Source organism: Kaistella haifensis DSM 19056 (assembly GCF_000735695.2).
In the GTDB taxonomy this organism is placed as follows: domain Bacteria; phylum Bacteroidota; class Bacteroidia; order Flavobacteriales; family Weeksellaceae; genus Kaistella; species Kaistella haifensis.
This window is the reverse complement of the sequence record NZ_JASZ02000031.1, coordinates 15,965-35,344: the sequence shown is the minus strand read 5'-3', so window position 1 is coordinate 35,344 and position 19,380 is coordinate 15,965. Positions and strand designations below refer to the sequence as shown.

Below are 19,380 nucleotides of genomic sequence, written 5' to 3'. Positions count from 1 at the left end.
AGATTCCTAAAGCAGGAACTCAATCTGAGCCATTTGGTCTCGCTCAACAAAAACGGCATCGAAGTGATGGTATACATGACGATGATTGCCTCAATGCTTTTGCTGATTTACAAAAAAGCCAACGCTTTAGGCTACAAAACCGCAAAAAGGCGCATTGCCATGGAACTTCGCGATATGATTACCGAAATACTTATCATTTTTGCAGGCGGAGACCCCGGAAAGGTATTCAAAACTTAGTCATAAAAAATGGCCGGAATTTCTTCCGACCATGACTAGTTTGACATTGGCTTATTTTTATTTCCGTGAAAGTGCGAAAACAGAGATTGAACTTCTGCAAACCGAGAAAGAAAAAGAAATGTTACAGCAAAAAATCCTTCAAAAGAACCTGGAACCCCATTTTTTGTTTAATAATTTAAGCGTTCTTTCCGGCCTGGTGAAGAAAAAACCTGGCGAAGTGGAAGGTTTTATTGCTGATTTATCGGATGTTTACCGCTACTACCTCACCCATAGCGAGAAAGAACTGGTTTCACTCAAAGAGGAAATTATTTTTCTTGAAAAATATATTTCTTTGATGAAAAAGAGGTTTGGCAACGCTTATTCGTTTGAGATTAAAATTGATAATCAAAACGGGTACATTTTTCCCTATTCGTTGCAGTTGTGTGTTGAAAACGCAATTAAGCACAACCGCGGTTCGGAACAAAGTCCATTGAAAATTAATATTGAAAGGAAGAATGCTTTTGTTCAGATAAAAAACGATTTCAAACCTGTGGATTACACTAAAGGTTCCGGCTTGGGAAATCAGTTTTTAGAAAAAAGTTATGACATTAATTTTGGAAAAAAAGTAACTTTTAGCCAAAATGAAAGCGAATATATTGTTGAAATACCCGTTATCTAATCAATAGGAGCGGGCTTTTGCCCGTTTTAATAATCAAAATACAATTTGGCTTTAGCCAAAACTTATAATATGAAGGTTTTAATCATAGAAGATGAACAACTGAACGCCGAAATCATCGCCGAACATCTGAAATATTATGATTCGGGAATTGAAATTTTGGCTTATTTAAAAAGTAAGGAAGAAACTAAAAACTGGATTCAAAAAAACGGACAGGCAGATCTGGTTTTCAGTGATATTGAATTGTTGGATGGCAATGTTTTTTCGATGCTGAAGGAAAATATTATTACCTCTCCTATCATTTTCACCACGGCTTACAACACGTTTTATCAGGATGCCTTTGATGTAAACGGTATCGCTTATTTGCTGAAGCCCGTGAGTTTTGAACGTTTCTCCCAGGCCATGAAAAAATTTGAAAGCCTCAATTCCTCCGAAAAAAATCCGGACTGGAAGTTGATTTCTGAACTTTTACATCAAAAAACCAAAGAATACAAAGAAAGAATCATCATTAAAACTGCAAAAGAAATTCATATCCTGAACACCGAAAACATTGCCGCAATCCTCTCAAATGCCGGAAAATTAACAGCCATAGATGAAAAAGGAAAAGAGCACGGATTTCGATATAAACTTTCAGTTTTGGCGCAAGAACTTGATCCCAAAACCTTCTTCCAAATCAATCGTAGTGAAATTATCAACATTAATTTTATTGAAAGGATCGAGCCTTATTTTGGTGACCGACTTTCCATAAGACTTAAAAATTACAAAGTCGCTTTAATTACCAGCGCTTCTTCCACCGCAGAATTTAAAAAATGGCTGGAACGACTTTCATATTAAATTAAAAATCCTATTTTTGGGCAAATTCAATTTTATATGGAAAAATCTACTGCCAAACATCCAAAGGGGCTTCCCTATCTTTTTTTCACGGAAATGTGGGAAAGATTTGGGTATTATCTGATCCTCGGAATTTTCGTTTTATACATGATCGATCCAAAAGAAACTGGCGGATTGGCTTTTAACGACAAAAATGCAGACGATATCTTCGGAACTTTCATAGCACTCACCTATTTAACTCCATTTTTGGGCGGATTTTTAGCAGATCGTCTTTTGGGTTACATGAAAGCGATTTACATCGGAGGCACGTTGATGGGATTAGGATATATCGGATTAGGCGTTTTCAAGGACATTCCGATGTTTTATGCATCGATGGGTTTAATAATTTTAGGAAACGGATTTTTCAAACCAAGTATCTCCACATTACTCGGAAATCTGTACGAAGAAGAACCCTACAAAGCCAATAAAGATGCGGGTTACAACATTTTCTATATGGGAATTAATATTGGTGCTTTCGTTTGCAACATCATCGCAGCATTTATGAGGAATAAATTTGGTTGGGGCGAAGCATTTATTACAGCGGGAGTCGGGATGTTTATTGGGTTGCTGATTTTCTCTTTAGGAAGGAAACATATCCTTAAAGCAAATGTTATGAAGCCTGTTCAGGCAGGTGATACGAAAATTTCTGATGTCTTGGTTAAAGTTTTCTTGCCGGTAATCATAGCGGGAATTATTGGCTGGGTTATTCCTGGAAATATCTTCGGAAGTGATTCTACAGATGCCTTTATCTTCGCATGTTTGCCTGTAGTTTACTTCTATGTGATGCTTTATGTGAAAGCAAATTCAGATGATAAAAGACCAATCGGAGCGCTGCTGGCAATATTTGCAGTAAGTTTAATGTTTTGGGCTGTTTTCAAGCAAAACGGAACCGCTTTAACACGTTGGGCAAACTATTATACCGACAGAAGCGTACCCGCGGTAGCTGAAAAACCTCTGGAAGCCATTTATCTCGTGGAAACAAAAGACTATACATCAAAAGAAGTAAATGTTTACGATGATCAGTACCAGGCTCAAAAAGATGAGGCCGGTAATCCTTTAAAAGAGCAGGGAAAAGACATCTACTTCAGAAATGAGTTGCCTGAGAAAAAAGCAGCCATGGAAGCCAATCCGGAAGGAAAAGTTTATCTTTATAACACCGAGTTATTTCAGTCGGTGAATCCGTTTTGGGTAATTGTGTTAACGCCTATTGTTGTTGGATTTTTTATGTTTTTAAGAAAACGTGGCAAAGAGCCTACAACACCGGCTAAAATTGTATTGGGTCTCTTCATTTCTGCACTCTCGTGTTTAGTGATGGTTGGAGCCGTATATGCCGGAGATAATGGCGCATTCAAAGTTTCTGCACTATGGCTTGTAGCTGCTTATGGGGTAATTACAGTCGGCGAACTTTGTTTATCACCAATGGGACTTTCTTTAGTTTCTAAATTATCTCCCCCTAGACTTACTGCCCTGATGATGGGAGGATTCTTCCTTTCCACCTCAATTGGTAACAAACTTTCGGGAGTGTTGGCAAGTTTCTGGTACGATTATGAAAACAAGGCTAATTTCTTTATCGTAAATTTTGGTTTACTGCTTCTCGCTACCCTTCTTGGTTTATCTATTCTGAAAAGATTGAATAAGATCATGAAAGAAAAAGGAGTGAATTAATCTAATTTTTCAAAAATTACTGGAAAGTGCCGGAGAAATTCGGCACTTTTCTGTTTTAAAACTGAAATAATCATCCCTTGAAAAAGAAAAAAACTATATTTGCTCCTTAACAATTATTAACAAATAAAAAAAAATATGGACACAGCAGAGCAAAAAGGGCACCCGAAAGGACTCTATCTTTTGTTTATGACAGAAATGTGGGAACGTTTCTCTTATTACGGTATGCGTGCAATTTTCGTTTTATACATGACGAAAATGCTTTTAATGGATGATGCAGAAGCTTCACAAATCTACGGAAGTTATACCGGTTTGGTATATCTTACGCCGCTTCTGGGTGGTTATCTTGCAGACCGTTTTCTGGGCAACAGACGAAGTATAGAAATTGGGGGTGTACTTATGGCACTTGGACAGATTGTAATGTTTTTCAGTGCTTCCACTTCAGGCAGTTCAGCAATTACGCTGATGTGGATTGGTCTTACCATGTTAATCATTGGAAACGGATTTTTCAAACCAAACATTTCAACGATGGTGGGCCAGCTTTATCCGAAAGGTGACCGCAGGGTAGATTCTGCATTTACCATTTTCTACATGGGGATCAACCTGGGAGCTTTCTTTGCACCGCTTATTTCCGGTACGCTGGCTGAAAAAATTGATTTTAAATGGGGTTTCCTGGCGGCTGGTATTGGTATGGTAATCGGGTTAATTACTTTTATGCTTCAAAAAAATAAACTGTTGGTGGATCACGATAATAAGCCAATCGGGATGCCAACCAACAAATTTGGTATCGCGCAGGTTGCAATGGTGTTAGGTTCAATAGCAGTTATTTTCTTCTTAATGAATTTTAAAACCATGTTCCAAAGCGATTGGGATATTATTGGCTATCTTATTTATGGTGCGATGATCGTGATGCCGCTGATTGTTCTTACAGATAAATCTTTGACCAAAGAAGAACGCGAGAGAATTATGGTCATCTTCATTTTGGCATTTTTTGTAATTTTCTTCTGGGGCGCATTTGAGCAGGCCGGGGCTTCACTGACAATTTTTGCTGACAGACAGACCGACAGAACGATTTTCGGCTGGGAAATGCCTGCCAGTTACTTCCAGTCAGTAAACCCACTGGCAATTATTGTACTTGCACCATTGTTCTCTTCAATTTGGTTGCGTCTTGGTAACCGTGGTATGGAGCCATCTTCGCCAAAGAAAATGGCGATTGGTTTAGCATTGGTTTCTTTAGGATACGTAGTTATTGCATTTGCCGTTTATGGTTTGGGAATGATGGACAAAGTTTCTATGTTCTGGCTAATCGCATTATATGTAATTCACACAATGGGTGAACTTTGCCTTTCACCAATCGGACTTTCAATGGTGTCAAAACTTTCACCACTGCGTTTCTCTTCTCTTTTGATGGGAACATGGTTCTTGGCTAATGCTGCTGCAAACAAATTTGCAGGAACTTTATCAGCATTAATTCCGGGAAGTGGTGAAGAGGGTCAGGGTGCGAAAGTCACTCATTTCTTAGGATTTGAAATCACTAACCTTTTCGATTTCTTCCTTGTATTTATTGTGATGTGTGGTGCTGCAGCTTTAATTTTGTTTGCAATGAGCCGTTGGTTAGAGAAAAAAATGCACGGAGTAAACTAATCCAATCGCATTTAATTATACTAAACCACCGATTATTCGGTGGTTTTTTCTATTTTCGTTGAAAATTATTCTAAAATGAATCTTACGTTAGAACAAATTCAGGATTTCAAAGGAAAATATCCAAAGCAAATCTGGTCACTTTTTTTCTCGGAGATGTGGGAACGTTTCTGCTTCTACGGAATGCGCGGAATGCTTGTTTTCTTTATGATTTCTCAATTAAATTTTGGAGATCAGCAAGCCAATCTGCAGTATGGAGCTACACAAGCGTTTGTTTATGCATTTACTTTTGTCGGTGGAATTTTCGCCGATAAAATTTTGGGGTTCAGAAAATCACTCTTCTGGGGTGGATTGTTGATGATTGTCGGAAGCTTGATTCTGGCCTTCGAACCACATCAGTTTTTCTTTTTGGGAATTGCATTTACTGTCGTTGGAACCGGTTTCTTTAAGCCAAATATTTCCACCATGGTGGGAAAACTTTATAAATCCAATGATTCCAGAAGAGATGCGGGATTCTCGCTTTTTTACGCCGGAATTAATCTTGGCGCACTTCTCGGTGGCTATTTATGTATTGCTATCGGGAAAGGCGAAATGCTTTCTTCCATGATTCCTGAAGATAAAAGATGGAATGTCGCTTTCGGTTTGGCCGCAATTGTAATGGTAGTTAGTTTAATTAATTTTGTTTTTGCCCAAAGAAGATTAGGACCAATTGGTTTACCGCCAATGAAAATTTTGGCTGATGGTTCTGCCGTGGCGTTAGAAAAATGGAAAGAATATGGTGTTTACATTTTATCATTAATCTTCGTTCCTCTCATCATGAAAATAGTTTCCGTTCCGCAATACACCGATTTATTCATGTATATCGTAGGTCCGGCAACATTGCTTTATCTATTTTATGAAATGACAAAGGTGACTTCTGCTGAAAGAAAAAAACTTTGGGCGGCTTTAGTTTTCATCATTTTTTCTATTATTTTTTGGGGAATTTATGAGCAATCGGGCGGTTCGCTAAGTATTTTCGCGGCTAATCATCTCAATAAAGATTTGCTTGGTTTAGATCCCAATGGTGTTAATAATTCCGGCGGAGCGTTTTTCATCATATTTTTAGCACCATTGGTAGGTTTATTCTGGATTTGGTTGAGCAAAAGAAAACTGGAACCGAATACCATCATTAAATTCGGCTTAGGATTTATTTTCCTTGGTTTAGGATACTACGTATTGTTTGCTACCAGATTATTCGCTGATTTACAAGGTATTACCTCTCTTAAAATTTTCACCATCGCATTATTAGTCATCACTTTTGGTGAGCTTTGTCTTTCACCGATTGGGCTTTCAATTATGACCAAACTTTCCACCGAAAAACTTCAGGGAATGATGATGGGAATGTGGTTTCTGGCTTCTGCTTACGGGCAATATGTAGCAGGGATTATCGGAGCAAATATGGCGACAGCAGACGAAAACGCTTCCAATTTAGATAAATTTTTAACCTACACCGAAGGTTATAAACAATTGGGAATTTATGCCCTTATCGCCGGCGTCGTACTCATTATTATTTCACCTTATGTGAAAAAATTAATGCAAGATGTAAGATAATATTTAACTAAAATCCATTTTTGCTATCCAACTCTCGATGAAAAAAATCACCTACATACTTTTTCTGTTAATCGCATCTTCGTCTTATTCACAAGTGAAATGGATGAATTTGGAACAGGCAATAGAAGCTCAACGAAATCAACCAAGAAAAATATTGATTGATTTCTTTATTGATAGTTGCGAACCATGCAAAATAATGGCGAAAAACACCTTCAACCATCCGATTATCGCGAAATATTTGAATGAAAATTACTATCCGGTAAAGTTTAATGCCGAAAGCAAAGAAAACATCACACTTTTCGGAAGAACATTCTCAAACAGTAATCAAGTCGATCATAAAGGCAAAAATTCGTTGCACGATTTCGCTAAATTCATGAATGTAACTACCATTCCTACGACTATTTTCTTGGATGAGCAAAGCATGCCAATTACCATTTTGCAGGGCGCACTTACGGCAAAAGAAATGGAACCTTACATCCCATTCATTGCAGAAGATCAATATAAAAAAATCAATACTCGAGAACAATGGGAAAATTATCAGAAAAAATTTAAATCTACTATTAAAGATTAACAGAATAATTATTTTTCCTTTAAAAACCTAGACTTTCAAATTAATTTTTGGAAGTCTTTTTTATTTTACCGAAATTCGCCTTTATCTTAATTCAATAAAAATCGACTTAGAAACTCCCATAGAATTCATCAAAGGAATCGGTCCGGAACGCGCCAAATTCATTCGGAATGTTTTGGGAATTACGACAGTTGAAGATTTTCTTACTTTTTATCCTTTGCGTTACATCGATAAAAGTAAAATTTACCAAATCGGAGATTTAAAGCAAGAGCCCGAAACCGAAATTCAATTTAAAGGAAAAATTACTGATTTACAGGAAATCGGTTATGGTAAAGGACAAAAACGGCTTTCCGCAAAATTCCGCGACGAAACCGGAACCTTGGAACTGGTATGGTTTCGATATTCAAACTGGATGAAAGAACAAATTCCACTGAACCGCGAAATCTTTATTTTTGGGAAAGTAAATCTTTTCAATGGCAATTATTCGATGCCGCATCCGGAGATAGAAGTTGACGAAAAAAAAGCGCTTTACGGTTCACTTCTTCCGATTTATTCAGGAAGTGAAAAACTATCGAAAAGAGGGATTAATAATAAGTTCTTTCAAAATATCCTATCAGAAATTACCCAAAGTTTACCATTATTGATGCAAGAAAATTTGCCCGAAGATTTAATGAAAAATTTAAAACTAATCGGAAGAATTCCTGCATTTTACCATATTCATTTTCCAAAGGATTTCTATCATTTTGAGCATGCCAACCGAAGAATTAAGTTTGAAGAAGCATTTTTCTTTCAGTTGGGTTACGGTTTGAAAAAACTACATCAAAAAACTTCAGTAATTGGGAATCCTTTCCCTAAAATTGGTGAAAATTTCAATAATTTTTATGAAAATGCACTTCCTTTCGAGCTTACCAACGCACAAAAACGGGTTTTAAAGGAAATCCGAACGGATATGAAAAAGCCAATCCAGATGAACAGGTTGCTGCAAGGAGATGTAGGTTCGGGGAAAACGATGGTCGCATTACTCACCATGTTGATTGCGATGGACAATGGCTTTCAGAGCTGTATGATGGCTCCCACAGAAATTCTGGCTCAACAACATTTCAATTCGATTCACGAATTATTAAAGGACACGGATATCAAAGTTCGCCTCCTAACCGGTTCCACAAAAACTTCCGAAAGAAAAATAATTCATGAAGAGTTACTCAGCGGTGAACTTGCAATTTTGGTAGGAACACATGCTGTTTTGGAAGATATTGTGCAGTTCAAAAACCTCGGACTTGCGATTATCGATGAGCAACATCGTTTTGGAGTGGCGCAACGAGCGAAACTTTGGGCAAAAAATAAAATTCCTCCACATATTTTGGTAATGACTGCAACACCGATTCCGCGAACCTTGGCGATGAGTTTTTACAGCGATTTGGATGTATCGGTAATCGATGAAATGCCTGTCGGTAGAAAACCCATCATCACTGCTCACAGAAGGGAACAAGATCGACTTTCCGTCTTCAGATTTGCCAAGGATGAAATCGAAAAAGGCCGGCAAATTTATTTCGTTTATCCATTAATTGAAGAATCCGAAACTTTGGATTACAAGAATCTCATGGAAAATTTTGATCATATTACCACTTTTTTTGAAGGAAAAAATGTGACCATGCTCCATGGACGAATGAAACCGGCAGAAAAAGATGCCGCGATGCAATATTTCGCGTCCGGAAAAGCTGAAATCATGGTAGCAACCACCGTAATTGAAGTTGGCGTAAACGTTCCGAACGCCTCAGTAATGGTGATAGAAAGTGCAGAAAGGTTCGGTTTGTCCCAACTTCACCAGTTACGTGGCAGAGTTGGTCGTGGTGCAGAGCAAAGCTACTGTATCCTGATGACTTCTGATAAACTCAGCAAAGAAAGCCGAACACGGATCAAAACAATGACCGAAACCAACGATGGATTCAAAATTTCGGAAGTTGATATGCAACTCCGTGGTCCGGGCGATATCTTGGGAACACAGCAAAGTGGCGTGGTAGATTTTAAAAAACTGGATTTGGTAGCTGACGGTAAAATCATTAAAACAGCAAAAACTGCTGTAGAACAATTGCTTACAACCGATCCACAACTGACCAAACCGGAAAATTTGGACATGAGAAATTACTATATAAAACTCTATAAAGGAAAAAATAAATGGAGCCGGATTTCCTAATCATAAGAAATAACCGACTCAGCGCTATTAAAACATTCAAAAAACGATTTCATTCGGATAATTTAAATACTTTTGTTTCTATGAATAAATTGTCAACATTGCTTTTTTTATTGGTTTTTCTGAATATTTTCGGGCAATCACAAATCTCTGTTTTGCAAGCTGGTGAAGGGAAACCCATCCAAAATGCAAGGGTGTTATGCAACAATAAAATCCTAGGAGAAACCAATGCTCTTGGGAAACTGAATTTTCGAAGTAAATGTAAAAAAGTAACCGTGAAAGCTGCCGGATATCATGAAGATGATGTAGTGGTTGACAAAGTAATGGAAATTGCGCTCACCAAAGTTGATCCAAAAACACAATCGATTGAAACCGTAATTATCAATGACAAAAGCGATCCTTTGGCACTTGAAATTTTACAAAAAGTAAATGATAATTACGAAAAAAATTCGCCAAACAGTTTAGACTCCTACTCTTTTAAATCTTATGAAAAAATCTCTTTAGATATTGATGAAGACAGTATTAAACATTACAATAATTATCTCGAAAAAAGATTAGATTCTTTGAAGAAACTTCCGGTGCAAATTCAGACGCACGAAAGAAAAAAAGATTCCATAGAAAGTGTGAATGTGATGAAACTAATAACTTCCAGCAAACTTTTCCTTTGGGAAAAAGCATCTGAATATCTTTTTTCAAAGAAATATGGCGAAAAAATCAATGTTCTCGACAACCGTGTTTCCGGATTGAAACAACCGATCTACGAAATGATGACATTGCGCTCCAACAGAAATCGCATTCCGCGCGAAATCCGTGAAGAAAACCGTTCCCTTTACCGCTTTTTCCTCACCGATTCCATTGACATTGAAGGAAGAAAAAATTATGTGATCCGCTTTCGTCAGGTGAATTACAAGCAAGCTCCCAATAAAAGAAAATTCAATGGTTATCTTTATGTTGATGCAGAAACATACGGCTTAAAAAAAATCGAAAGCAACAGCAAGAAAAAAAGCGATGGAAGCATCACAAGCATCTGGAAACCCATTAACAACAAATGGTTTCTGAGCAAGGAAAATTATAAAGTAAGAATGGGCGCCACGGCTTTTGAGACTCAAAAATCAGATGATAAGGAAAAGGAAAAAAATAAGAAAAAATTCGGTAATTACGTTTTTGTAGTCGCTGATTATTTCGATTTCAAAACCCCGATTGACGAAAATAAAAAAGATTTCTCTGGTTACACCATGTCGGTGAAAAATTCCGACGGAAGTATTATCAACCAATTCCGAACAGATTCTTTAACGGCAAGAGAAAAAATGACCTACGAAAAAATCGACAGCGTTGGAAAAAAATACAAACTCGATCAGAAAATCAATGCATTTACCGGACTTATCAAAGGAAAAATAAGAGTGGGAAAATTCGATTTTGATGCTTCTCAAATCATAAAATATAACCAATACGAAGGTATTCGGCTGGGAGTTGCTACAAAACTCAACGAGCGATTCAACCAATACATTTCGCCGGACGCTTATATCGCTTATGGTTTTAAAGACGGAAACTGGAAGTACGGAGCAGGAATTGATATAAAAACCACGCTGGAAAAGAACTCATTTTTCCGCGCTGAATATTACAAAGATGTAATGACGGCAGGACGTTTCAATGAAAATTTGTGGAATTTCAAAATGAAAATTATGAATTCCGGAATTGATCTTAAAAATGATAGATTCTATCATTTCGAAGGCTTTAAATTATCGTTCGAAAATGATCTTAGCAATGCATTAACCATGAAAATTTCCGCAAAAAAAGACAAAGAAGAAGCTACTTTTAATTATGATTTCATGAATCGAGGACAACGTTTCGACAATTTTGCCGGACAAATTACTTTCAAATACGCACCAAATTCAAAAAATATCATGACTCCTTCCGGAAAATTCACTTATGAGCAGAATTTTCCTGAATTTTATTTGAATTTTGAGCAAGGTTTGAAAACCCTTGGTGGAGATTTGAATTACAGCAAATTCGACGTTTTGGCTCAACATAATTTCAAGACAAAAGCCGGCGTGACGGGCATTCGCGTGTACGGAGGCTTGGTTTCAGGTGAAACTCCAATTTGGCATCATTTCACGATGAACGGGCTTGGAAATGGAAAAAACAGTTTCAACTTCAACCTTACCTCTTTCCTCGGATTTGCAACAATGGAAAGCGGAAAATACTATAACGACAAGTTTGTTGGTTACTATCTTACCCATCGAATTCCGTGGTATTTTAAAACATTCGGGAGAAATACGTCGAGTTTCGATTTGGTTTACCGAGGAATTTCCGGTGATATGAAAAATCCGGAAGTACACCATTTTGAGTTCCAAAAACTCAATCATCTCTACCAGGAAATTGGTTTAGAAAGCAATAACTTTCTGGGAACGCCCTTCAATCTTGGATTTTTCTATAGAGTTGGTCACTACTCCACCCCTTCTTTCAAAGAAAATTTTGCCATCCAATTAAAGCTTAACTTTTTAGGATTTTAAGAATTAAGGTTACTTTTGCAAAAAATAAAGATCATCAAATGAAAATCATTCAAATTAAAGCTTCTCAATTTTTCGAACTTTTGAAATCGAGAGACACTTCCATGTGGGAAATTTTCGCCCAAATGATCGATGGCGAGGAAAAAGAACTTATTTTTTTGGATGATGAAGAGCAATTGCTTTTCAATTATATTTTGCCAGAAAACTTAGAAAAGCTCAATGAAGATCGCGAAATTTTCGCAAAAGAATACGCTGAAAAACTTTCCTCGTTAAATTAATTTTTTTTAAACGCTTAAAGTTCTCTTGGTCGCGGCAACATCATGTACGCGAAAAATTCGCGCTCCTTTATTAAGCATTTTCAGATGAAGTTTTTGCGTTTCCTCCTGTATTTCCAGCGGTCCCTTTCCTAAAGGTTTGTAGATAAAAGATTTCCGTGAAATCCCTATTAACAGAGGAAATTTTCCGAATCCAATATGCTCGATCTCATCAATCATTTGATGTTGTTGCTTAACCGATTTTCCAAATCCGAAACCTGGATCCAGAATAATATCTTTCACCCCAAAACTTTGTAATTGCTGGATTTTCTCTGAAAAATAACGATTAATATTAACTATAATATCTTCCTCGATCAATTTTTCATGCATTGATTCATAAGTCGGATTCACATGCATCAAAATATAAGGAAGTCCTGTTTTTCCGACAGTTTCAAACATTTTTTCATCAAACATTCCACCGGAAATATCGTTTACGAGATCTATACCTTCATTAAAACCGAAATCCAACACTTCGGCATAAAAAGTATCCAAAGAAATCAAAGTTTTAGGAAATTCTTTTTTCATCAAAGAAATCATTTTCCCAATCCGTGAAATTTCCTCTTTTGACGATAAAAACTGGGCATTTGGACGCGTCGATTGCGGACCGATATCGATGATTTCAGCACCATCATTAATCATTTTTTCAGCATTAAGCAAAGCTGATTTTTCGTCATTAAATTGACCTCCGTCCGAGAAGGAATCGGGAGTTAAATTGAGAATTCCCATAATTTTCGGAGAAGACAAATCGAGAAGATTGCCGCGACAATTAACAGAAAAAAAAGGCGAAAAATTTTTATAAACTTCAGGTTTCATAGGCGCAAATTTAGCAAATACTTGCCAGAAAGTTTCTGCATTGAACTTCCAACTTCCTATCAAAATTCTTATCTTTGAAAAGTTTAGAAATTTTTATGCAGAAAACATCATTACAATACGACGAAATTATCAGCTCCTGTCGAGATTTATTCAGTAAAAAACTTAGTGATTACGGTGCTTCCTTCCGCGTACTCAGAACTCCTTCTTTAACGGATCAGATTTTCATTAAAGTAAAAAGTTTGAGAAATTTTCAAACCACAGGAATTTCCAAGGTTGGTGAATCTGAAGAGGAAAATTTCATCGCCATTGTGAATTATGCAATTATCGGATTAATTCAGTTGAAAAAAGGATTCGCAGATGACTTTAAGCAGGATACAAACGAAATTTTGAATTTGTACGACCATTTTGCAAACGAAGCAAAAGAACTGATGTTGCGCAAAAACCATGATTATGGTGAAGCTTGGAGAGAAATGAGAATCTCATCAATCACCGATTTAATTTTCCAGAAAGTACTAAGAACCAAACAGATAGAGGATAACGCCGGAGCAACTTTGGTTTCGGAAGGAATCGATGCCAATTATTTCGATATGCTGAATTATGCGGTTTTTTGTTTGATTAAACTTTCGGAAGAACAATTTGAACATAAAATAATCTAAGGAAATTTAAACTAATTTTATCCATGAAACACATTTTAAGAATCATCATCGCCCTCATTTTTATTGCATCCGGCTTTGTGAAAGCGGTTGATGTGGTGGGATTTTCGTTTAAATTGGAAGAATATTTTTCACCATCGGTGTTCAATATGCCATTTTTGGAAAATCAAGCATTAGCGATTTCAATTTTCGTAGTGGTTCTGGAATTGGTTTTAGGATTTATGTTATTGCTAAGAATACGTCTTAAATTCACGCTTTCTGCGCTTATTGCGGTATGTATATTTTTCGCATTCCTCACGTTTTATTCGGCATATTTCAATAAAGTTACCGATTGTGGATGTTTCGGAGATGCCCTGAAATTCAGGCCTTGGCAAAGTTTTTTCAAGGATTTAGTGCTGTTGATCGGTTTAATTTTGTTGTGGCTTTTGTACAGAAATCAGTTTCAGTTGCTTCAGGCAAAAAATCCATCGAAATATGTTGCACTTTCACTATTTTCAATCATCATGGGATTCGTCATCGCTCATGGAATTTTGCATGAACCGCTCATCGATTTCAGAGATTATAAAATAGGAACCGATTTAAACGCAGAAAAATCGAAATTAGAGAAAGATCCTTCTGAATACAAAACTTATTATTCATTAATAAATACTAAAAACGGCGAAGTTTTAGAAGTCAATCAGGATGAATATGTGAACGACAAAAAATATTGGGAAGAAGGTTCGCCCTGGAAAATCGAGGACGGCAAAACAACTTCAAAAATCGTGAAAGAAGGTTATTCATCAGAAATTTCGAAGTTTAAACCTGAAACTCCGGAAGGAATGGAATTGACCGATAAAATTCTGAAATCACCGAATGCCATTCTAATTTTTTCATACAAACCCAACGAAGCCGACAAAGATTTAATCGCTGAAACCGAATCGAAAGTTAAATCTCAAAAAAACGCGTTGGTATTGGGAATTTCAACCCAGCCAAACACTTTTAAAACGATTGATAATGCTACAATGGATGCTACTGCGATCAAAACAATTGCAAGAAGCAACCCATTTGTTTTAACTTTACAAAATGGAAAAATCGTTGACAAAATGTCGGCAAAAGATTACTTGAAAAAATAAATTTCAACAAATATATACTACCATACAATGCAAAAATCTAATAAATCCATCGCAGGTTATCATCTTTTAATGATCCTTTCGTCTGTTGATGGGGAATTTGCTCCGGCTGAAGGATTAAAAGTGCAAGAATATCTTGCAGAAGAATTTCCTTTTAAAATGAATCTAGATAACGAACTTGATGTCATTGCCACATTGCAACCGGAAGATTGGAAAGATCATTTCGAATTTCACGCCAGATGTTTCTATGACGATTCGGTTGAAGATGAGAGAAAAAGTTTTGTCGAATTCTCAAAATCATTAATTAAAGCGGATGACAAAGTGAGCGAAGATGAGCACCGATTTTACAAATTATTAAAAAACATCTGGAATCTGGACTAAAAATCCAATAATCTGGAAAAACATACAAATTGAAAATTATGAGAAAAAACATCGTTGCAGGAAACTGGAAAATGAATAAAAATGTGATTGAAGCCCAACAATTAATGTTTCAATTACTGGAATACAAAAAAAACAATGCCACCAACTGTGAAGTTTGGATCGCGCCGCCTTCGATTTATTTAATGATGGCAAAAGATATTTATGAGCAAGACGAGATCGGGGTTTTTGCACAAGATATGAGTGAGCATGAAAGTGGCGCTTATACAGGTGAAATTTCCGCTGATATGCTGAAATCCATCGATGTAACCGGTTCAATTATCGGGCATTCCGAACGCAGACAATATCACGGAGAAACCGATTCGCACTGCAACAGAAAAGTAAAATTGGCTTTAGATAAAGGATTAACTCCAATTTATTGCAATGGTGAAACTTTAGAACAAAGAAAAGCCGGACAACATTTGGAAGTCGTGAAAAACCAAACTGAAGTTGCACTTTTCACGCTTTCTGCTGAGGAAATCAAGAAAGTAGTGATCGCTTACGAACCTGTTTGGGCAATCGGAACCGGCGAAACTGCATCTCCGGAACAGGCTCAGGAAATTCACGCGCACATCAGAAGCTTGATTGCTGCAAAATACGGACAAGATGTAGCTAACGAAATCTCAATTTTGTACGGTGGTTCTGTAAGGCCCGACAACGCTAAAGAAATCTTCTCTCAACCGGATATCGACGGAGGTTTAGTTGGCGGCGCTGCTTTGAAAGCTGAAGATTTTGCGAAAATTATTGAAGGTTTTAACTAAAAAATATCCCAATAACATAAAAAAAGAACGCAGATTTGCGTTCTTTTTTTTGGAGCAAAGTAATGGTTTTGATTACTTTTCTACTTTTCTTTCTAAAACTTCGTCCACCATTCCGAAATCTTTTGCTTCGGAAGATGTCATCCAATAATCTCTGTCAGAAGCCTTTTCAACCCATTCATAGGTTTGCCCGGAATGGATAGAAATAATATCGTACAACTCTTTTTTAAGTTTCAACATTTCTCTTAAGTTAATTTCCATATCAGAAGCAACACCTTGTGCGCCACCTGAAGGTTGGTGAATCATCACTCTGGAATGTTTCAATGCGGAACGTTTCCCTTTTTCTCCGGCTACCAAAAGTACAGCACCCATCGAAGCTGCCATTCCGGTGCAAATTGTAGAAACATCCGGCTTGATGATTTGCATCGTGTCATAAATTCCTAAACCGGCGTAAACACTTCCACCAGGCGAGTTGATGTAGATTTGAATATCTTTGGAAGAATCCGAACTTTCTAAAAACAGAAGCTGAGCCGTCACGATATTCGCTACCTGATCATCAATTCCGGTTCCCAGAAAAATGATTCTATCCATCATCAAACGTGAAAAAACATCCATTTGTGCCACGTTTAATCTTCTTTCTTCCATGATATAAGGCGTAAGATTGGTTGGTCCAAACATTCCCATATATTGATCGGTCACCAAACCGCTGTTACCCAAGTGTTTTACAGAGAAATCTCTGAAATCTTTTTTTATGTCCATACTATTTTTAATTACAAAATTTAAGATATATTTTTAATGCTGACTAATTTACAAACAATATTCCACAACTGAGAATCCGACAAACTGTCATAAAACTCTGAAAAGCTTTTCATCAAGCTCTTTTCTAAGTTGGTTGAGACTGATGATTTTTTTATACGTTTCATCGTTGTTTTCATTTTCCGAAAGTTGCATTTTCATATCATTAATGATTTTCAGGATATACTCTCTTTTATACCGAAAAATCACATCCTGAACCAATTTCGGAAGCACTTCTTCTTCCGTACTAAAAAATATTTGATACTTACCCCAATCACTATTTTCATAAGGTTCCACCAAAGCATTAGCAATTTTCCCTGTAATTTCTTCGTCCATTAGCGTCATGAAAAAATTCCCCGAACGCAACTCGTTTTCAGCAATTCCCGATTTTATTTCATCAATAATTTTCTGGTTCAATGGTGACTGAATTTCGCACTGGTCGACTTCCAAATGTGTGATAATTTCTTCGATAACCGTTATTTGATAAGCATTATTTTCTTCATCAGTTCGGTTAAGAATTCGGTCACCATATTTCAACATCAGTTCCACCATTTTTTCCTCTAAAACCAAAATCGGATTTACCGAATCAATGACTTCGGGAACTTTTTCCAGTTTAGTTTTTATCGGCGCTTCTTGCTTATGTTGTGGCGTGTTTTGTTGTTTTTGAAGCTGTTTCTGTACATTCAATTCATTAAAAAGTGATTGTTCGGAAAGCTGAAACTTATTCGAAACTTCTTTTAAATAAACCTCTTGTTTTAGTGCATTTTGAACAAAACCGACCGATTTCACGATATCACGGATCGATTCTGCTTTTTTTATCGGGTCATCGCCAGCTTCTTTTAAAAGAATTTCTGCTTTGAAATCGATGAAATCTTTGGCTTCTTTTTGAATGAAATTTTCCACATATTCTTGTGAATGTTTTCTGACAAAAGAATCCGGATCATCGCCATCAGGGAAAAGCAAAACGCGAATATTCATAGACTCGGAAAGCAACATATCGATGCTTCGGAAACTCGCTTTAATTCCTGCTTTATCACCATCAAAAAGAATGGTTACATTCTCGGTAAGTCGCTTAATCAGCTTGATTTGTTCTACCGTAAGTGCAGTTCCGGAACTAGAAACTACATTTTCTATTCCGCTTTGATGTAGCGCTATAACATCCATATAACCCTCCACCAAAAGACAAAGATTGTTTTTGGAAATCGACTGTTTCGATTGGTTTAAACCATAAAGAACATTGGATTTATGGTATATTTCCGTCTCAGGGGAATTGAGATATTTGGCAGTTTTGACGTTATTTTTAAGAATTCTCGCTCCGAAACCTAAAACTCTGCCCGAAAAACTGTGAATGGGGAAAATCACTCTTTCTCGAAATCGATCGACACCGTTAGGTGAGTTTTCAGGGAAAATCGAAAGTCCGGATTTCTCTAAAATTTCTTTGGAATAACCCTTATCTAAAGCATATTGCGTGAAAGCATTTTTCTTTTCCGGGGAATATCCCAATTGAAATTTTTTAATGATTTCATCGCGAAGACCTCTTTCTTTAAAATAAGAATAACCGATGGTTCTGCCTACTTCAGTTTCAAAAAGTTGCTCCTGAAAAAAGTTGCTAGCTATTTCATGAATTTTATATAATAATTCTTTATCGGTCTGTGACTTTTTTTCGTCTTCAGTAAGTTCGCGGGTATCCTCTTCTATTTCGATCGCGTATTTTTTTGCTGCATGCCGAAGCGCTTCCGGATAGGTGAAGTTTTCGATTTCCATTAGGAAAGAAATGGCCGTACCTCCTTTTCCACTGGAGAAATCTTTCCAGATTTGCTTGCTTGGTGAAACAACAAAACTTGCAGTTTTTTCGTCATGAAAAGGGCTTAATCCTTTAAAATTGGATCCCGCTCTTTTCAGTTGCACATATTCACCAATAATTTCTTCAACACGAATGGTGGAGAATATTTTATCGATGGTTGCTTTTGAAATCATGGTGTAAAAATATGAATTTTTTAGAATAAAAAACGGGAGCTTTAAGGTTAAACGAAACGCCTCATGAGATTATTTTTCAATAATGTATTGATGAATCCTGAAAAGTTTTAAGTAAAAAAAAGATTTATAACATTTGTTATGATTCCACTTTTTGGCGCTCGCTTCGCTCGCGCCCAACAAATTTTAATTATTTTTGAAAAAATAATCCAAAATGCAATTCAACATCAATAAAATAGAAGATTGGCAAAATGTAGTGAATGAAATTCTCCCGGAATTACAACATCCTATTTTGCTTTTGAAAGGAAATTTAGGAGCAGGAAAAACGACTTTTACACAGTTTTTATTGAAAAATCTGGGCAGCATCGACGAGGTTTCTTCGCCAACTTATGCGATTGTGAATGAATATCATACTCCGAAAGGAAATGTTTTCCATTTTGATCTGTACCGGATGAAAAACCTCGCTGAAGTTTATGACATCGGTATTGAGGAATATCTCGATAATTCCTATCTGTGCATTATCGAATGGCCTGAAATTTATGAAGAAGAACTCGAGGATTTCCCACATCATGAACTCCAAATTGAAAATGATGGAGAAACAAGAAGAATTGATTTCGTTTAAA

Annotated in this window: 17 protein-coding genes and 1 pseudogene; 15 read left to right on the top strand and 3 right to left on the bottom strand. The window is 36.6% G+C overall.

The annotated features are described in order from the left end of the window. The 10 genes and pseudogenes from AP75_RS11915 to AP75_RS11870 all read left to right on the top strand — a co-directional run. Positions 1–237: pseudogene (locus tag AP75_RS11915) on the top strand (IS4 family transposase); the annotation flags it as partial. A gap of 31 nt (positions 238–268) precedes the next feature. After that, positions 269–895: a sensor histidine kinase gene (locus tag AP75_RS11910; protein ID WP_088264835.1), complete on the top strand. Its 627-nt coding sequence runs from the start codon at positions 269–271 to the stop codon at positions 893–895. Positions 896–964: 69 nt separating this feature from the next. Then, positions 965–1,726 (top strand): LytR/AlgR family response regulator transcription factor, encoded by a 762-nt coding sequence (locus tag AP75_RS11905; RefSeq protein ID WP_031502172.1) that lies wholly within the window; start codon positions 965–967, stop codon positions 1,724–1,726. Between the two features lie 36 nt (positions 1,727–1,762). Continuing rightward, on the top strand, positions 1,763–3,427 hold the full coding sequence (locus AP75_RS11900; RefSeq protein ID WP_088264833.1) for a peptide MFS transporter: 1,665 nt from the start codon (positions 1,763–1,765) through the stop codon (positions 3,425–3,427). A 135-nt stretch (positions 3,428–3,562) separates the two neighbouring features. Continuing rightward, positions 3,563–5,068, top strand: coding sequence for a peptide MFS transporter (locus AP75_RS11895; RefSeq protein WP_088264832.1), 1,506 nt, complete (start codon positions 3,563–3,565; stop codon positions 5,066–5,068). Positions 5,069–5,143: 75 nt separating this feature from the next. Beyond that, positions 5,144–6,655, top strand: a complete 1,512-nt coding sequence (locus AP75_RS11890; RefSeq protein ID WP_088264831.1) for a peptide MFS transporter — start codon at positions 5,144–5,146, stop codon at positions 6,653–6,655. A 37-nt stretch (positions 6,656–6,692) separates the two neighbouring features. Continuing rightward, a complete protein-coding gene (locus AP75_RS11885) occupies positions 6,693–7,226 on the top strand; it encodes a thioredoxin family protein (protein ID WP_088264830.1) in 534 nt (177 codons plus the stop codon). A gap of 100 nt (positions 7,227–7,326) precedes the next feature. Continuing rightward, positions 7,327–9,417 carry an ATP-dependent DNA helicase RecG gene (gene recG, locus AP75_RS11880; RefSeq protein WP_088264829.1) on the top strand — a complete coding sequence of 697 codons (2,091 nt, stop codon included), beginning with the start codon at positions 7,327–7,329 and terminating at the stop codon, positions 9,415–9,417. A gap of 80 nt (positions 9,418–9,497) precedes the next feature. After that, positions 9,498–11,927, top strand: a complete 2,430-nt coding sequence (locus AP75_RS11875) for a DUF5686 family protein (protein WP_088264838.1) — start codon at positions 9,498–9,500, stop codon at positions 11,925–11,927. 38 nt (positions 11,928–11,965) lie between these two features. Further along, the gene (locus AP75_RS11870; protein ID WP_031502374.1) at positions 11,966–12,202 is read left to right on the top strand and encodes a hypothetical protein; all 237 of its coding nucleotides are present in this window, start codon (positions 11,966–11,968) and stop codon (positions 12,200–12,202) included. Between the two features lie 6 nt (positions 12,203–12,208). Here the strand turns inward: AP75_RS11870 and folP are convergent, their stop codons facing one another. Next, entirely contained in the window at positions 12,209–13,051 is an 843-nt protein-coding gene (gene folP, locus AP75_RS11865) for a dihydropteroate synthase (RefSeq protein ID WP_031502376.1), read from the bottom strand. Positions 13,052–13,146: 95 nt separating this feature from the next. Between folP and AP75_RS11860 the strand changes: the two genes are divergently transcribed. The 4 genes from AP75_RS11860 to tpiA are packed head-to-tail and all read left to right on the top strand — an operon-like array spanning position 13,147 to position 15,991. Then, positions 13,147–13,707 (top strand): DUF1599 domain-containing protein, encoded by a 561-nt coding sequence (locus tag AP75_RS11860; protein ID WP_031502378.1) that lies wholly within the window; start codon positions 13,147–13,149, stop codon positions 13,705–13,707. A gap of 23 nt (positions 13,708–13,730) precedes the next feature. Next, positions 13,731–14,816, top strand: a complete 1,086-nt coding sequence (locus tag AP75_RS11855; RefSeq protein ID WP_088264828.1) for a BT_3928 family protein — start codon at positions 13,731–13,733, stop codon at positions 14,814–14,816. A gap of 27 nt (positions 14,817–14,843) precedes the next feature. Then, a complete protein-coding gene (locus AP75_RS11850) occupies positions 14,844–15,194 on the top strand; it encodes a tellurite resistance TerB family protein (protein ID WP_031504905.1) in 351 nt (116 codons plus the stop codon). 38 nt (positions 15,195–15,232) lie between these two features. Beyond that, complete coding sequence (tpiA, locus tag AP75_RS11845; RefSeq protein WP_088264827.1) at positions 15,233–15,991, top strand: triose-phosphate isomerase; 759 nt, start codon at positions 15,233–15,235, stop codon at positions 15,989–15,991. Between the two features lie 72 nt (positions 15,992–16,063). On the opposite strand, the gene clpP is transcribed toward tpiA, so the two are convergent. Next, positions 16,064–16,747 carry an ATP-dependent Clp endopeptidase proteolytic subunit ClpP gene (clpP, locus tag AP75_RS11840; protein ID WP_031502322.1) on the bottom strand — a complete coding sequence of 228 codons (684 nt, stop codon included), beginning with the start codon at positions 16,745–16,747 and terminating at the stop codon, positions 16,064–16,066. An 87-nt stretch (positions 16,748–16,834) separates the two neighbouring features. Beyond that, complete coding sequence (gene dnaG, locus AP75_RS11835; protein WP_031502324.1) at positions 16,835–18,760, bottom strand: DNA primase; 1,926 nt, start codon at positions 18,758–18,760, stop codon at positions 16,835–16,837. A gap of 211 nt (positions 18,761–18,971) precedes the next feature. Between dnaG and tsaE the strand changes: the two genes are divergently transcribed. After that, positions 18,972–19,379, top strand: a complete 408-nt coding sequence (gene tsaE / locus AP75_RS11830) for a tRNA (adenosine(37)-N6)-threonylcarbamoyltransferase complex ATPase subunit type 1 TsaE (protein ID WP_031502326.1) — start codon at positions 18,972–18,974, stop codon at positions 19,377–19,379. The last annotated feature ends 1 nt before the right edge of the window (position 19,380 follow it).

Excerpts from the sequence above, each read along its gene's own strand:
- AP75_RS11910 (WP_088264835.1), top strand. The coding sequence starts at position 269 with ATGACTAGTTTGACATTGGCTTATTTTTATTTCCGTGAAAGTGCGAAA.
- AP75_RS11905 (WP_031502172.1), top strand. The coding sequence starts at position 965 with ATGAAGGTTTTAATCATAGAAGATGAACAACTGAACGCCGAAATCATC.
- AP75_RS11900 (WP_088264833.1), top strand. The coding sequence starts at position 1,763 with ATGGAAAAATCTACTGCCAAACATCCAAAGGGGCTTCCCTATCTTTTT.
- AP75_RS11895 (WP_088264832.1), top strand. The coding sequence starts at position 3,563 with ATGGACACAGCAGAGCAAAAAGGGCACCCGAAAGGACTCTATCTTTTG.
- AP75_RS11890 (WP_088264831.1), top strand. The coding sequence starts at position 5,144 with ATGAATCTTACGTTAGAACAAATTCAGGATTTCAAAGGAAAATATCCA.
- AP75_RS11885 (WP_088264830.1), top strand. The coding sequence starts at position 6,693 with ATGAAAAAAATCACCTACATACTTTTTCTGTTAATCGCATCTTCGTCT.
- AP75_RS11875 (WP_088264838.1), top strand. The coding sequence starts at position 9,498 with ATGAATAAATTGTCAACATTGCTTTTTTTATTGGTTTTTCTGAATATT.
- AP75_RS11870 (WP_031502374.1), top strand. The coding sequence starts at position 11,966 with ATGAAAATCATTCAAATTAAAGCTTCTCAATTTTTCGAACTTTTGAAA.
- folP (WP_031502376.1), bottom strand. The coding sequence starts at position 13,051 with ATGAAACCTGAAGTTTATAAAAATTTTTCGCCTTTTTTTTCTGTTAAT.
- AP75_RS11860 (WP_031502378.1), top strand. The coding sequence starts at position 13,147 with ATGCAGAAAACATCATTACAATACGACGAAATTATCAGCTCCTGTCGA.
- AP75_RS11855 (WP_088264828.1), top strand. The coding sequence starts at position 13,731 with ATGAAACACATTTTAAGAATCATCATCGCCCTCATTTTTATTGCATCC.
- AP75_RS11850 (WP_031504905.1), top strand. The coding sequence starts at position 14,844 with ATGCAAAAATCTAATAAATCCATCGCAGGTTATCATCTTTTAATGATC.
- tpiA (WP_088264827.1), top strand. The coding sequence starts at position 15,233 with ATGAGAAAAAACATCGTTGCAGGAAACTGGAAAATGAATAAAAATGTG.
- clpP (WP_031502322.1), bottom strand. The coding sequence starts at position 16,747 with ATGGACATAAAAAAAGATTTCAGAGATTTCTCTGTAAAACACTTGGGT.
- dnaG (WP_031502324.1), bottom strand. The coding sequence starts at position 18,760 with ATGATTTCAAAAGCAACCATCGATAAAATATTCTCCACCATTCGTGTT.
- tsaE (WP_031502326.1), top strand. The coding sequence starts at position 18,972 with ATGCAATTCAACATCAATAAAATAGAAGATTGGCAAAATGTAGTGAAT.